Source organism: Aminobacter sp. BA135 (assembly GCF_050859125.1).
GTDB classification, from domain to species: Bacteria; Pseudomonadota; Alphaproteobacteria; order Rhizobiales; family Rhizobiaceae; genus Aminobacter; species Aminobacter ciceronei.
Map to the genome: position 1 here is coordinate 85,985 of NZ_CP139573.1, position 14,813 is coordinate 100,797.

Genomic DNA, 14,813 nt, shown 5'->3' on the forward strand with positions numbered 1-14,813 from the left:
AACGCCGCCCTTCTTTCATTCACGCGGACCAAAGCCCGCCGTCACCGAAGTCAGCCGCAGACCGCGACGATAGCGTTGGCGACATGGCCGACATTGCTGTCGTTCAAGCCGGCGACGTTGACGCGGCCCGAGCTGGTGATGTGGACATGGTGCTCGACCTTCATCCGCTCGGCGTCGGCAGGGGTGATGCCGAGCATGGCGAACATGCCGCGCTGTACGCCGAGGAATCCGAAGTCGCGCGTCGTGCGACCGGCAAGCGCTGCCACCAGCTTTTCGCGCATGCCGTTGATGCGTCCGCGCATTTCGGCGACCTCGCCTTCCCAGGTCGTGCGCAGAGCCGCATTGCCAAGAATGTGAGCGACGACCGAAGCACCGTGGTCCGGCGGCATCGAATAGTTGGTACGAACGACCGGCAACAGATGGCCGTGCGCGCGGCTGGCCGTGGCCTCGTCCTTGGCCACCAAAGTGAGCGCGCCAACGCGTTCGCGGTAGAGCGCAAAGTTCTTCGAATAGGAGCTGGCAATCAGCATTTCCGGCAAGCGCTCGGCCAGGAGCCGGACGCCGGCGGCATCCTCGGCCAGCCCGTCGCCGAAACCGAGATAGGCGAGGTCGATCAGCGGGGTGGCACCGGTCAAGGCGAGCAATTCGGCGATTTCGGCCCACTGCGCCAGGCTCGGGTCGGCGCCGCCGGGGTTGTGGCAGCAGCCGTGGAACAGCACCAGGTCGCCGGGACCCGCGGCGCGCAACGCCTCGATCATCCGGTCGAACTGCAGCTTGCCTGACGCGACGTCGTAATAGGGGTAACGGACCACCTGGAGGCCAGCAGCAGCCAGCAGAGAAGGATGGTTCGGCCAGGTCGGATCCGGCAGGAAGACCTTGGCGCCCGGCTTCACGCTCTGGGCGAAATCGCCTGCGACACGCAGCGCCCCGGTGCCGCCCGGCGTCTGGATCGCTTGCGAGCGCGCGAGCAGGCTGCTGTCGGGGCCGAAGATGAGTTCCCGCGTCAAGCGATTATAGTCTTCATTGCCGGCCGAAGAGACATAAGCCTTCGACTTCTGGTTCTCCACCAGGAAGGATTCCGCCTGTTTGACCGTTGCCAGCACCGGCGCGTTGCCCTGCCCGTCCTTGTAGATGCCGATGCCGAGATCGACCTTGTCGGCGCTCGGGTCGTCGCGGAACTGCTGCATCATTCCGAGCAGCGGGTCGGCTGTCGGCGTGGAGAGATTTGAAAACATATCACCCTCTATTGTCTCGTATTATGAGACTTTATCGCGCATTTTGAACATGGTCAACTCGGACTCATCAAGCTGACCTCTTGTGGCGCGCGTCCTCTAGCATTTTTCCTGATGTTACACGACAACCAGCCCAGGCGGATTCCAACGCGGACCAGCTATCGTGTTTTGTCGTTGACTAGCGAGACGATGTAACGCATTATGAGACGACTTTGCATTTCATGTGACTCTTCGCAGGGTTCTGGGACGCTCCTGGGCCGGCAAAACGGCCTCAGGTCAGAGCCCGCCCTGCAAGCGAAACCAATCGGAGAAAAGCGGCGTGAACGGGAACTACGAACCTATGGAGCTGACCGGAGGACAGGCGTTGGTCGCCCAACTCCTGGAAGAAGGCGTGACCGACATTTTCGGCATTCCCGGTATTCAGCTCGACTGGGCGGTTGACGCCATCCGCAGCCAGCCGGACCGCATTCGCTACATCATGCCCCGCCACGAGCAGGCGACGTCCTACATGGCCGACGGCTATGCCCGTACCACCGGCCGCGAAGGCGTCTTCATGGTCGTGCCCGGCCCCGGCGTGCTCAACGCTCTGTCCGGCCTCGCCACCGCCTATGCCTGCAGCTCGCGTGTGCTCTGCATTTCGGGCCAGATCCCCTCGACGCTGATCGGCCAGAAACATGGCATGCTGCACGAGCTTCCCGACCAGAGCGGCATCCTCAAGTCGCTGACCAAATGGCACGGCATCGCTCATCGCCCCGAAGACGTGCCCGCGCTCGTCCATGAAGCCTTCGTCCAGTTGCGCTCCGGCCATCCGCGCCCGGTGGCCATCGAGCTGCCGCCCGACGTGCTGCAGGCCAAGGGCATGACGAAAGTCCTGCCCCGTGCCGAATTCAGCCGGCTCGAGCCGCAGGCCGGCGCCATCAAGGAAGCAGCTGCAATCCTGGCGCAGGCGAAATTCCCGGTCATCCAGGTTGGTGGCGGTGCCGCTGCTTCAGGTGCCGGCAAAGCCATACAGGCGCTCGCCGAGCGGCTGCAGGCGCCCGTGGTCATGACCGACGGCGCGCGCGGCCTGCTTGACGACAACCACCCGCTTGCCCTGACGTCGCTTGGCGGACGCGCGGTCTTCCCGCATGCTGACGTGATCGTCGCGATCGGAACCCGGTTCATCGACGGCATCGCCAAGCCGACCCACGCCAGTGGCGACAGCAAATATGTCTATGTCAACGTCGATGCCGGTGCCGCCGGCGCGCCACGCGCACCAGGCTCTTTGGTTCAGGCCGACGCGACGGCTGCCGCCGAAGCCTTGCTCGCCGCACTGCCTTCCGAACCACGAGCTTCGTCATCCGACAAGATCGGCAAGGTCAAGGCCTGGTCGGCTTCGCAGACCGATGCGATCCAGCCGCAGACCGACTATGTCAGGGCCATTCGCTCCAGCATGGCCAAGGACGACATCCTCGTCAGCGAGCTGACCCAGGTCGGCTATTTCTCCAACATCGCATTCCCGGTCCACGCCGCCAATTCTTACGTCACCCCGGGCTACCAGGGCACGTTGGGCTACGGCTTCAACACTGCCCTGGGTGCGGCCCACGGCAATCCGGACCGGCGCGTCGTTTCGCTCAATGGCGATGGCGGCTTCGGCTGGGGCATGCAGGAGCTGGCGACGCTGGCGCGCGACGGCTGCAACATGTCGGTCGTGGTCTTCGTCGACGGCCACTATGGCAATGTCCGCCGCATCCAGCAGCGCACCTTCGGCGACACCTTCGCGGTCGAACTCGCCAACCCGGACTTCGCCCATCTGGCAAGCGCCTTCGGCCTGCCCTTCGAAAAGGTGGACTCACCATCGGGACTTCACGACGCACTTGTGCGGGCAAAGGACCGCAACGGCCCGGCCCTGATCGCCGTCTCGGTCAGCGAAATGCCGAGCCCCTGGGCGCTGATCCACCCCTTCGTACCCTCGCCCGTCACGCCACCAGCCAACCCGCTGGGCTGAACCTCACCGGGCCCGGCATCCCGCGGACGCGCGGCCGGGCCTCCTCGAACGGCTTGGGATGGCCGCAAAAATGAACGACGGTCACCAGCAGACTGCCGACGCGACGATCGAGGTGATCGTCCGTCGGATTTCCTACGAAACGCCGACGGTCCTCTCATACGATCTGAGGCCTACCAACGGCGCGCGCCTGCCTTCCTTCGACGCGGGCGCCCATATCGACGTCCATCTTCCCGATGGTCTGGTGCGGCAATACTCGCTGATTGGCGCGCCGCATGCTTCAGACTACCGCATCGCCGTCGCACTCGACCGGGCAACACGCGGCGGTTCGCGCTGGCTGCATACAAGTGCGCGGCCCGGCGATCGCATCAGGATCTCGCAGCCCCGTTCGACCTTCGCGCTGGCGGACTCCAGAGCCACTTCGATCCTGATTGCAGGTGGCATCGGCATCACGCCCCTGCTCGCCATGGCGCGACAGCTGCACAAGGCCGGGGCTGACTGGACGCTACATTATGCTGTGCGTTCGCGAGCCGAATGCGCACTTCTCGACGAGCTCTCGGCGCTCAGCGACAACATCCAGCTTCACGTCGACAGCGAAAAAGATGGTCTGCTCGATATCGCGCGTATCGTCGCTCAGGCACCGCCGGATGCACAACTCTACTGCTGTGGTCCCGCGCCGATGCTCGATGCGTTCCAGGACGCCGCCTCGTCCCGCGATGCCTCGACAGTGCATTCCGAATCCTTCACGCCGAGCGTACCAGCCGCCGATGATGGCGGCTTCACGGTCATCCTGAACAAGTCGGGGCTCTCGATCCAGATCGGTGCCGACCAGACAATCCTCGATGCGCTCGAACAGGCCGGGGTGCATGCGCCCTCGTCGTGCCGCAACGGCGTCTGCGGCACATGCGAAACCCGCGTGCTGGAGGGTGTGCCCGACCACCGCGACAAGGTGCTGAGCGACGCTGAACGCGCGGCGGGGAATACGATGATGATCTGCTGCTCACGCGCCACGACGGCGCTGCTGCGGCTCGACCGCTAGGGGAGGATATTGCAATGACGAAAGACGGATCGGCCTATGCCTTGCCCAAGCCGACATATTTCGCCGAGCTGACCGAGGTCGGACGTGGAACGCCGATGGGCGAACTGCTGCGCCGCTATTGGCATCCTGTTGGTCTGTCGGAGGACGCAACAGCAACGCCACGAAAGATCATGGCGCTGGGCGAAGAGCTCATCCTGTTTCGCGACGGCACCGGCCGGCCCGGCCTTGTTCATCCTCGCTGCGCCCATCGCGGCGCATCGCTCTATTACGGCCGGGTCGAGGAGCAGGGCATTCGCTGCTGCTATCACGGCTGGCTGTTCGACACCCAAGGCAACTGCCTGGAACAGCCTTGCGAGCCCGAAATGGGCGCGAAGACACGCGGACATATCCGTCAGCCGCATTATCCGCTGGAAGAGAAGTACGGCCTGATCTTTGCCTATTTGGGCCCGCTCGACCGCAAGCCCGCGCTGCCGCGCTATGACGTGCTGGAGAAGCTCGGCGACGGCGAGTTCCTTGAAACGGACGACAGCAGCATCGGCAGCGGCGGGCCTGTCATCGTCGACTGCAACTGGCTCCAGCACTATGAAAACGTGCTCGACCCGTTCCATGTGCCGATCCTGCACGGCTCCTTCAGCGGCGACCAGTTCAATTCCAAGATGAGTCTGATGCCGCGCGTGAGCTTTCACTACACGCCGCGCGGCGTCTCCAGCCTGCAGCTGCGCGATCTCGAAACCGGCGAGCATCAGCGCATCACCGAGGCGGTGTTGCCGACCGTGCGCGCGGTGGCAAGTCCGGTCGCAACCGTCGACGGGCCGTGCAGCCTGCTCGGCTGGGTCCTCCCCATGGACGATACGTCGTTCCGCATCTATTCGGTCGGCCGCGTCAGCGAAGCCGGTACGCTGGCCAAGATCCGCTCGAAATATGCCGGCAAGCTCTGGCACGAGCTGACGGAGCAGGAGCACCAGAAGCTGCCGGGCGACTACGAGGCGCAGGTCGGCCAGGGGCCGATCACCCTCCATTCCGAGGAAAACCTGACCTCGACCGACCAGGGCATCGGCATGCTGCGCCGCGTCCTGCGCCAGCAGGTCGACGCCGTTGCCAACGGCAAGGATCCGATCGGCGTCGTCTTCGATCCGACCAGAGCGCTGGTCGAGCTCGAGGCCGGATCACGCGTCGTGCCCAGGGCATGATCGAACAGCCGGCTCAGCGGCATCGCCGGCGAACCGGCAAGCACGGTGATCAGCTTGCTTGCTTGGGCATCAGAGGCGGGTTGACGCCGTCGGCGTAGCGCTTCTGGATTTCGCTTGCGACCGATCTCACGGTCGCAAGCAATTGGACATCGGGCTCGGGCACCAGCAGCGACGACGACAGGATGACACCCAGCGCGGCACAGATCTGGCCGTCGGCCTCAAAGATCGGCGCGGCGATGCCACCGAGCCCGTTGCCGCGCGTGTCGGTCTCGAAATCGACCCCATATGCCGTCAGGTTCTCGACCACCCGCGGCGGCACCGGCTTCTTGTTCTCGAAATAATAAAACAGCCGGGCTGCCGGCGATCCCGGCAAGCTGAGCACCATGCCGGGCTGCACCATGATACCCGGCTCGAACGGATTGGGCACCGCGTGTACCACCATCGCGCCGCCCTTGATCGGCGTCGTCAGCAAGGCGGTATGACCCGTCTGCGCACACAGTTCATTGAGATAAGTCCGCGCGATCTCGACGACATTGCTGCGGTAGACGGCAGCTCGTCCGAATTTGAACAGCTTGCGGCCGAAGACGTAACCCTCGCCCTCCCGGGCATGGTCGACGAGACCAAGCCTGGTCAGCGTCTGCAGGTGCCTGGACACCCTTGCCTTGGTCATGTCGAGCGAGCGAGCGAGTTCGGTCACGCGCACCGGTCCCGGCGCGTCGGCCAGTGCATCGAGAATCTGCACCGCGACCTCGACGCTTTTTACCGTTGACGAGGATCCTTGCTCGTCGTCATTGTCCTGGTTCGACCGTCTCATGCTGTTCTTCCGCTGCGCATGGCCTGTTATATGTCACGCATAGCAAGAAGTATTCACGAAATTCGAGACAGCCGACCTGAAAATTCCCTGGGTTCGTCGGCGGAAAAAGACAAACCCGGCGACTGGAAGCCGGGTTTGCCAAGATCAGTTCAGCAGATCAGAACGAAGCGTCGAGACGCAGGAAGCCCGAGAACGAGCCGTCGACCGGATAGCTGTCGCCATCGTTGTAGTTGAGGGCCAGCTTGGCGTTCAGGTTCTCGACGATCTTGTAGTCGATAACAGCGCCGATGGCCCAGTCGTTGGCGTTCAGGTCGACGGTCTGGCCGGTGACGAAGTCGCCATAGTGACGATCACCGAAGTACTGGCCGCCGGCACCGACCGACAGGCTTGCGTTGACCTGGTACTTCACATAACCGCCGATCGACCAGTCGTAGCCCGAATACGGGGCAATCAGGCCGAGCCAGGTCGCACCCGACTCATAGGTTGCCATTGCCTGGAGCGTCAGGGCGTCGGTCGCCTTGACGTTGACGACGCCCTTCAGGGCGAACTCGGAGAAGCGATCGTCATAAGCGGCGTACAGGTTGACCGAACCCCAGCCCTGGGCGATCGACACCTTGCCGGTCACGAGCGGCACGTAATCGAAGTTGTTGTCTTCCTCTTCCAGGCCGACCGACACCGCGATGCCGTTGCCAGCGTCGAAGGTGTAGCGGATCTGGTTGATGAAGGTGCCGCCGCCCTTGTCGAACTCACCGTCGATACCGCCGTCGAACAGCGTGTCGTTGCGGCCGATCATCAGACCACCGACCTCGAAGTAGGCATAGCGGATCCACATATCGGTCGCGTCGGTGAAGGGGCGCGGCGTGGTCGAGGTCGTACCGAAGCTACCGCCGTCGTTCTGCCAGTGCAGTTCGATGTAGCGACGGAAGGTGCCGTACTCGGTCTCCGAACGGGCATCGAGCTTCAGGCGGGCAGCCGAATACTTCTTCCAACCGTCGTCCGTGTCCTTCCAGTCGATCTGGTAGCGAACCAGGCCGCCTACCTTGAGGCAGGTCTCGGTGCCGGGGATGTAATAGAAGCCCGCGCCGTAGACGTCGCAGATACGGACATATTCCATCGGCTCCGGCTCGGCGACAACGACAGCGTCGGCCGCACGAGCGCCAGAAACTGCGAGCAGAGCCGCAGCAGAGCCGAGAAGAATGCTCTTGATATTCATTATCCAACCTCCAGTAGAATTAACTCAAATGGCACAGAGTACTTTCTTATATTGAAAGCACCTCCAGTACCGATCCGCCAGAAACACTTTCTGATATACCGCTTCCGGTCAGCTTGAATATCGACATATGATTGGATTGATAAACATCAAATTTCGATTCTTCGTCACAAGTTCGATGAATCAAAATGATTAGTGATATAAAAACAACAACAATACTGTACAAACGAAACAGCAAATACATTTGGCACAAATGAAACGTTGTTTTTTCGCACTCTTTCTATCCAAATCGCCCTATGGAGAGCGCTCTATGGAATTTACGATGCCAAAGAATGTTCTTTCGCAGCCAAAACGACGTCACCAACCAGATCCTGCTTGAGCAAGTCGATCGGGGTCCGGCCATTGAGCATTGGCGAAGGATGGATCATCCAGTGCCAGGCCTGACGCGGATGGGTAATATGCTCCAGGACCTCGCGAATACCCGACGCTGGCCTTCCGTCGACAAACTGCGCCAGGGGGAATACGTGGCGCTGCCGCCCCTTTCGCAACGCGATGACCTCGTTGCAACGGAACCAACGGTGCAAGGTGGATCGTGGTATGCGGAGGTTCTCTTCCAGATAGGTAGCCCCCGCTACGCGGCCTGCCCACTCCTCAATAGTCATGGAGTCGAGGTCACCACCACGGATTTGGCCTTGCCGCTTCGACAAGGCTGACGGCTGCGCCAGTAGCCCTGGATCGCCGCCCTCATTTGCCAGGCACTGGCGCGACGCTTCGACAGCCAGGGCTCGGATAAATTGCGAGGCGAGGTCAGGCAGCTCGGGCGATATGCTGCTCGGCAATTGCGCCGCCGCCGGGCAAGCCACACCATCGCGCGATCTCCGCTGCCGCTCCGGCCATCCAGAATTGTCACGATCAACTGCGAGTATGTTCTTCAGTTCTCTGAAGAAGAATTCGGTGTATTTGTTGACAAGTGTTATTCCATGCGCATGAATATCTTCGACCATTTCCAATCAATCCTTGCCAATGCAAAAGAGAGCATCAAGCTGAAGATCCAATCTTGAGGCGCTATCGCTTTTCGCGAAGTTGGTCCCGCGGACCGACCGGCGGCTAACGAGGCCGGCTCAACACCGGCCAATGCCGGCAGCGGCACGCAGTGCCAGGCCCGGTCGTCGGCCACGCATATGCAAGACAGCGTTCATCGATACCCTCCCCTCGATGCGATCCGCGCCACGATCCGCACCCATGAGGCTCCTCCGCGGTCGGGGCTGCTCGGCCAGGCACCGTCGTCCAATCGATGCTGCTGGCAGATCATGCCTACAATGACTTCTGCACAGTTGGCATAGTCGATCCGGACGATGCCCCTGCCATTCTTTGAGCGCCCGCTAACATTCCCCACGGGCATGGGCGACGCGCCTGGGTGGGGAAGCGACCGGCACACCACGCGGCCACACACGCGGCATGGCGAGCGTGACAAAGACATGGTACGCACGACTCGTCATGAGGAATGGGAGCGCGCGTGATAAGCCCGGAGCAATTTCTGGCCTCGGTGTTCTGGGCGCGCGAACTGCCGGAGGATGAGCGCGAGCGTGCACGACGCGGTATCATGCTGCGCGTCCTTGAGCCGGGCACCTATTTCATCCATCGCGGCGATCGCATAGACAACTGGATCGGTGTGGTCAGTGGCCTGTTGCGGCTGGGTTCGATCACCACCTCGGGCAAGGCGGTGACCTATGCCGGCCTGCCGCCAAGCTGCTGGTTCGGCGAAGGGTCTCTGCTCAAGGACGAGCCTCGCCAGTATGACGTCCTTGCACTGCGCCGCACGCAGGTGGCGCTTCTCAATCGCGCGACCTTCTTCTGGCTGTTCGAAAACAGCGTCGCCTTCGACCGGTTGCTGGTGCGGCTCATCAATGAGCGGCTTGGGCAGTTCATTGCGCAGGTGGAGCATGACCGCACGCTCGATTCGACCGGCAAGGTAGCGCGCAGTCTGGCCTCGCTGTTCAACCCGGTGATCAGCCCATTCGTCGGCAAACACATCGATATCAGTCAGGAAGAGATCGGCTTGCTGGCCGGCGTGTCTCGGCCTGTCGCCAACCGAATCCTGCAGGAACTGGAAAAGGAAGGTTTGCTCCGCAGTGAAGGTGGCGGCGTGACGATCCTGGACCTCGACAAGCTGCGCCACTACGGCGACTAGCACCGCGGCGCTTGGTGTCCCCCAACGCCGGCAGCACAGCAAAATCAATAACTTAGGGGAATTTTGGCGGCTCGGCGACACAAGGCCGGTAGCCAAGACTGAACATTGGCGTCGTGTCTGTCAAGCCAGCCCTTGAAAAAGCCTGCCAAGGTTGCGAGCCTCGATGCAACGACCGGGAATACCCGGCGGCATACGAGGGAACGAAACGGGAGGCGTGCCTTTGGCACAAGGGAGCGAGACGCGCGGACACGACACGTTTGCCAAGCTGTTGTGCGAGCACGCACAAGTGCGGCCAGACCGTCCGGCGATGCGCCACAAGGATCTTGGCATCTGGCGGACGTGGAGCTGGAGCGAACTGGCCGAAACAATTCGCGCCTACGCTGCAGGCCTGCAGCAGTTGGGTCTCCAGCGCGGCGCGACCATCGCGGTCATCGGCGAAAACCGGCCGGCCATGTACTGGACCATTCTCGCCGCGCAGTGGCTGGGCGCCATCCCTGTCCCTGTCTACGCCGACGCAGTTGCCGACGAGATGGCTTATGTGCTCGACCATGCCGACGTCGCATTTGCGGCGGTGCAGGACCAGGAGCAGGTCGACAAGCTGATCTCGGTCCAAGATCGTGTGCCCAAGCTCCGCACCGTGCTTTATGACGAGCCGCGCGGCCTGCGCGATTATGATCACAGCCGGCTTCACGCTATCGACACCATCATAGCAAACGGCCGTGCCCTGTTGGCTTCCGACGCCACTGCGCGCGCCGCGATCGACGCCGAGCGCGATCATGGTCAGGCCAGCGACATCTCGATCATCCTCTACACCTCGGGCACGACAGGTCGCTCCAAGGGCGTGCTGCTGACTGCCGGCGGCTCGATTGCGGCGGCGCGCGATACCGTCACCTTCGACAAGCTGACCGACCGCGACGAGGTGCTTGCCTACCTGCCGCTGGCATGGGTCGGCGACCACTATCTCAACTATGCACAGTCGCTGGTCGCGGGTTTCTGCATCGCCTGTCCCGAAAGTCGCGAGACCGCCGAGGCGGATACCCAGGAGATCGGCCCGAGCTTCTATTTCGCGCCGCCACGCGTGTTTGAAACCCTGCTGACCCGCATCACCATCCGCATGGAAGATGCCGGCGCGCTGAAGCGCTCGATGTTCAACTACTTCATCGGCATAGCCAAACGCTGGGGCGAACAGATCCTCGACGGCAAGGACGTCCCGCTTCGTGCTCGCCTCGGCTATGCCATCGGCAACCTGCTGGTCTACGCGCCGCTGAAGAACGTACTCGGCTTTTCTCGCATCCGGGTCGCCTACACTGCCGGCGAGGCGATCGGCCCGGATCTGTTTTCGTTCTATCGCTCGCTCGGCCTCAACCTGAAGCAGCTCTATGGCCAGACCGAAGCATTCCTTTATGTCACCGCGCAGCCGGACGGGCAGATCCGTGCGGGCACTGTCGGGCCGGCAACACCCAATGTCGACATCCGTATCACCGACGACGGGGAGGTGCTCTACCGCTCGCCGGGCCAATTCGTCGGCTATTACAAGGACGCGGAAAAGACGGCCGAAACGGTGACGTCAGATGGCTATGTGAAGACGGGCGACGCCGGCTTCTTCGACCCCGACGGCCACCTCAACATCATCGACCGGGCCAAGGATGTCGGCAAACTGAGGTCGGGTGCGCTGTTTGCGCCGAAATACATCGAAAACAAGCTGAAATTCTTCCCCAACATCAAGGAAGCCGTGGCCTTCGGCCAGGACCGCGACTTCGTCACCGTGATGCTCAACATCGACCTCACGGCGGTCGGCAACTGGGCCGAGCGCAAGAACATCGCCTACGGCTCGTATCAGGAACTGGCACAGCGGCCCGAGGTCTATGCGATGTTCATCGAGCATGTCGCCGAGGTCAACCGCGCGCTCGCGGCCGAGCCGCGCATGGCTGCCGCCCAGATCCATCGCTTCCTGATCCTGCACAAGGAACTCGACGCCGACGACGGCGAGATGACCCGCACCCAGAAGGTGCGGCGCGGCTTCATCGCCGAACGCTACAAGCCGCTGGTCGACGCGCTCTACAACGGTGCCGACGCTGCCGACATCTCGACCGAAGTGACCTTCGAAGACGGTCGCAAGGGCGTGATCTCGGCCCGGGTCCGCATCGCCGACACCAAGGCGATGCCAACCGCAAAGCTCGAGGCCGCCGCATGACCGCGACATCGGAAACTTTGCTGGCGATCGATGGCGTATCCTTGTCGTTCGGCGGGGTGAAAGCCATCACCGACGTCTCCTTCGACATCCGCAAGGGCGAGATCCGCGCCATCATCGGTCCCAACGGTGCCGGCAAGACCTCGATGCTGAATGTCGTCAACGGCTTCTATCACCCCCAGCACGGCCGCATCACCTACAAGGGAAAGACCCGTCCGCGCATGCGGCCCTACCAGGCAGCGAGCCAGGGCATCGCCCGCACGTTCCAGAACGTGGCGCTGTTCAAGGGTATGACCACGCTCGACAACATCATGGTCGGCCGCACGCTGAAAATGCACCGCGGCCTGTTCTGGCAGATGCTGCGTTACGGGCCAGCGATGCGCGAGGAGATCGAACACCGCCGCGTGGTCGAGGACATCATCGACTTCCTGCAGATCGAGTCGATCCGCAAGACGCCTGTCGGCAAACTGCCCTACGGCCTGCAGAAGCGCGTCGAGCTCGGCCGGGCGCTTGCGATGGAGCCGGAGCTCCTGCTGCTCGACGAGCCGATGGCCGGCATGAACATCGAGGAGAAGGAGGACATGTGCCGCTATATCCTCGACCTCAACAAGCATTTCGGCACCACCATCGCTCTCATCGAACACGACATGGGCGTGGTGATGGACCTGTCCGATCGCGTGGTGGTGCTCGAATACGGGCACAAGATCGCCGACGGCACGCCCGACGTGGTCAAGGCCGACCCGAAGGTCATCGAAGCCTATCTCGGCGTGGGGCACTGAGCATGCAGCAGTCTGGTGGAAGAGAGAAATTCCGCATGAACACGAGACGCACGACATGCCGGCCGGCTCGCGCCATCTGCCGGCTCGGCTGAGGGGTAACAGATGCTCTACAACATCTTCATCGACCCCTTCGTCCAGATGGTGCAGATGCCCGACCTGCTGGTGCAAACCCTGTGGGAAGGGCTGGTCTCGGGCGTGCTCTATGCGCTGATCGCGCTTGGCTTCGTGCTGATCTTCAAGGCCTCGGGCGTGTTCAATTTTGCCCAGGGCATCATGGTGGTGTTTTCGGCGCTCACCCTCGTCGGTTTCTACGAGAAGTTCTCGGCCGCAGGCTTCTCGGGCCACACTGCCGCGTTCGTCGCGCTGATCCTGACCGCGGGCGTGATGTTCGTGCTGGCGATGCTGGTCGAACGTGTCGTGCTCAGGCCGTTGGTCAACCAGCCCGACATCATCCTGTTCATGGCGACCTTCGGCATCACCTATGTGCTGATCGGCCTCGGCGAGATGGTGTTCGGCGGCGACCCCAAGCAGATGATAACAAGCGAACTGTTCCTGCCCAGCGGTTCGGTCGACGTCGAGATGCTCGGCGGCCTCGTCAGTTTCCAGAAGATCGACATCGCCGCCGCGATCATCGCGTCAGCGATGATCGTCGGGCTCGCCCTGTTCTTCCAGAAGACCCGCATCGGCCGGGCGTTGCGTGCCGTTGCCGACAGTCACAAGGCAGCACTTTCGGTCGGCATTTCGCTCAACCAGATCTGGGTCATCGTCTGGTTCGCCGCAGGCCTGGTCGCGCTGGTGACCGGCATCATGTGGGGTGCCCGCTCCGACGTCTCCTTCGCGCTCGAGATCGTGGCCCTCAAGGCGCTCCCCGTTCTGGTGCTGGGTGGACTGACCTCGGTGCCCGGCGCGATCGTCGGCGGCCTGATCATCGGCATCGGCGAGAAACTCGGCGAGTTCTACTGGGGGCCTTTGCTCGGCGGCGGCATCGAAAGCTGGTTCGCCTATGCCATCGCCCTGCTGTTCCTGCTGTACCGGCCGCAAGGCCTGTTCGGCGACAAGATAATCGAGCGGATCTGACACCATGTTCTATCGCGAGACGGGCCAGTTCAAACAAAGCTACGCGGCCGACCAGGCGGTGTTCCCGATCCTGCAGGACAGGCTGGGCCTGGCCGCCATCCTGCTCGTTGCCTTCGTCGTCGTGCCTTTGTTCGGCAACGAGTTCCTGCTCGCTTCGGTGATGGTGCCGTTTCTGATCCTGTCGCTCGGCGCGATCGGGCTCAACATCCTCGTCGGCTACACCGGCCTGTTGTCCCTGGGCTCGGCAGCCTTCATGGGCGTCGGCGCCTATGCCGCCTACAAGCTTTCGACGATCTTTCCGGGCGTCAACATCCTGGTCTGGATTCTCTGCTCGGGCTTCTTCGCAGCCGGCATCGGCGTGCTGTTCGGCCTGCCGTCGCTGCGTATCAAGGGCTTCTATCTCGCGGTCGCGACGCTCGCCGCACAGTTCTTCCTGCAATGGTGCTTCGTCCGCATCAGCTGGCTCTACAACGACAATCCGTCAGGCGCCATCGAGGTGCCGGCGCGCACCTTGTTCGGCCTCGCCATCACCGGCCCGTCGGCCACGCCGGTGACACGCTATCTGGTCGTGCTCGTCATCGTCGTGGTCATGACCCTACTTGCCTCCAACATCGTTCACGGTCGGATCGGCCGCACCTGGATGGCAGTGCGGGACATGGACATCGCCGCCCAACTGATGGGCATCCGCCTGCTGCCGGCAAAGCTGTTGGCCTTCGCCGTGTCATCCTTCTATTGCGGCGTCTCGGGCGCGCTGATGGTGTTCCTGTGGCTCGGCGCCGCCGAGCCGTCGGCCTTCGACATCAAGCTGTCGTTCCTGCTGTTGTTCATGGTCATCATCGGCGGCCTTGGCTCGATGATCGGCAGCTTCTTCGGCGCCGCCCTCATCCACATCCTGCCGATCGTCATCCGCGGGCTTCCCGAGGCGCTCGGCCTGCCGATCGCAGCCGCGACCGTCGAGCACCTGACCTATCTGATCGTCGGTGCCCTCATCATCTTTTTCCTGATCGTCGAACCGCACGGCCTCGCGCGGCTCTGGCAGATCGCCAAGCAGAAGCTTCGTGTGTGGCCCTTCCCTTACTAGGGGCTGCCCACAAGACGGAAATGCA

Annotated in this window: 12 protein-coding genes; 8 read left to right on the top strand and 4 right to left on the bottom strand. The window is 62.5% G+C overall.

Annotation, left to right across the window (positions count from 1 at the left end):
• Window positions 1-50: 50 nt before the first annotated feature.
• Window positions 51-1,235 (bottom strand): aromatic amino acid transaminase, encoded by a 1,185-nt coding sequence (locus SLT36_RS28390; protein WP_432288966.1) that lies wholly within the window; start codon window positions 1,233-1,235, stop codon window positions 51-53.
• A gap of 316 nt (window positions 1,236-1,551) precedes the next feature.
• Between SLT36_RS28390 and SLT36_RS28395 the strand changes: the two genes are divergently transcribed.
• The 3 genes from SLT36_RS28395 to SLT36_RS28405 all read left to right on the top strand — a co-directional run bounded on the left by SLT36_RS28395 (window position 1,552) and on the right by SLT36_RS28405 (window position 5,445).
• Window positions 1,552-3,219, top strand: a complete 1,668-nt coding sequence (locus SLT36_RS28395) for a thiamine pyrophosphate-binding protein (RefSeq protein ID WP_432288967.1) — start codon at window positions 1,552-1,554, stop codon at window positions 3,217-3,219.
• A gap of 70 nt (window positions 3,220-3,289) precedes the next feature.
• Window positions 3,290-4,255 carry a PDR/VanB family oxidoreductase gene (locus tag SLT36_RS28400; protein WP_432288969.1) on the top strand — a complete coding sequence of 322 codons (966 nt, stop codon included), beginning with the start codon at window positions 3,290-3,292 and terminating at the stop codon, window positions 4,253-4,255.
• Between the two features lie 14 nt (window positions 4,256-4,269).
• Window positions 4,270-5,445, top strand: a complete 1,176-nt coding sequence (locus SLT36_RS28405) for a Rieske 2Fe-2S domain-containing protein (RefSeq protein ID WP_432288971.1) — start codon at window positions 4,270-4,272, stop codon at window positions 5,443-5,445.
• A gap of 49 nt (window positions 5,446-5,494) precedes the next feature.
• Here SLT36_RS28405 and SLT36_RS28410 read toward each other — a convergent pair whose 3' ends face one another.
• From SLT36_RS28410 to SLT36_RS28420, 3 genes are all read right to left on the bottom strand, one after another.
• On the bottom strand, window positions 5,495-6,259 hold the full coding sequence (locus tag SLT36_RS28410; protein ID WP_432288972.1) for an IclR family transcriptional regulator: 765 nt from the start codon (window positions 6,257-6,259) through the stop codon (window positions 5,495-5,497).
• Between the two features lie 157 nt (window positions 6,260-6,416).
• Window positions 6,417-7,472 (bottom strand): porin, encoded by a 1,056-nt coding sequence (locus SLT36_RS28415; protein ID WP_432288974.1) that lies wholly within the window; start codon window positions 7,470-7,472, stop codon window positions 6,417-6,419.
• A 314-nt stretch (window positions 7,473-7,786) separates the two neighbouring features.
• The gene (locus SLT36_RS28420; RefSeq protein ID WP_432288975.1) at window positions 7,787-8,473 is read right to left on the bottom strand and encodes a hypothetical protein; all 687 of its coding nucleotides are present in this window, start codon (window positions 8,471-8,473) and stop codon (window positions 7,787-7,789) included.
• Between the two features lie 512 nt (window positions 8,474-8,985).
• On the opposite strand from SLT36_RS28420, the gene SLT36_RS28425 reads away from it, so the two are divergent.
• The 5 genes from SLT36_RS28425 (at window position 8,986) to SLT36_RS28445 (ending at window position 14,788) form a co-directional block, all read left to right on the top strand.
• On the top strand, window positions 8,986-9,660 hold the full coding sequence (locus SLT36_RS28425; RefSeq protein ID WP_432288977.1) for a Crp/Fnr family transcriptional regulator: 675 nt from the start codon (window positions 8,986-8,988) through the stop codon (window positions 9,658-9,660).
• 307 nt (window positions 9,661-9,967) lie between these two features.
• Entirely contained in the window at window positions 9,968-11,854 is a 1,887-nt protein-coding gene (locus SLT36_RS28430) for an AMP-binding protein (protein WP_432289226.1), read from the top strand.
• Window positions 11,851-12,630: an ABC transporter ATP-binding protein gene (locus SLT36_RS28435; protein WP_432288979.1), complete on the top strand. Its 780-nt coding sequence runs from the start codon at window positions 11,851-11,853 to the stop codon at window positions 12,628-12,630. Before SLT36_RS28430 ends, SLT36_RS28435 begins: the two co-directional genes overlap by 4 nt.
• Window positions 12,631-12,732: 102 nt before the next feature.
• On the top strand, window positions 12,733-13,707 hold the full coding sequence (locus SLT36_RS28440) for a branched-chain amino acid ABC transporter permease (RefSeq protein WP_432288980.1): 975 nt from the start codon (window positions 12,733-12,735) through the stop codon (window positions 13,705-13,707).
• 4 nt (window positions 13,708-13,711) lie between these two features.
• A complete protein-coding gene (locus SLT36_RS28445; protein WP_067967530.1) occupies window positions 13,712-14,788 on the top strand; it encodes a branched-chain amino acid ABC transporter permease in 1,077 nt (358 codons plus the stop codon).
• The last annotated feature ends 25 nt before the right edge of the window (window positions 14,789-14,813 follow it).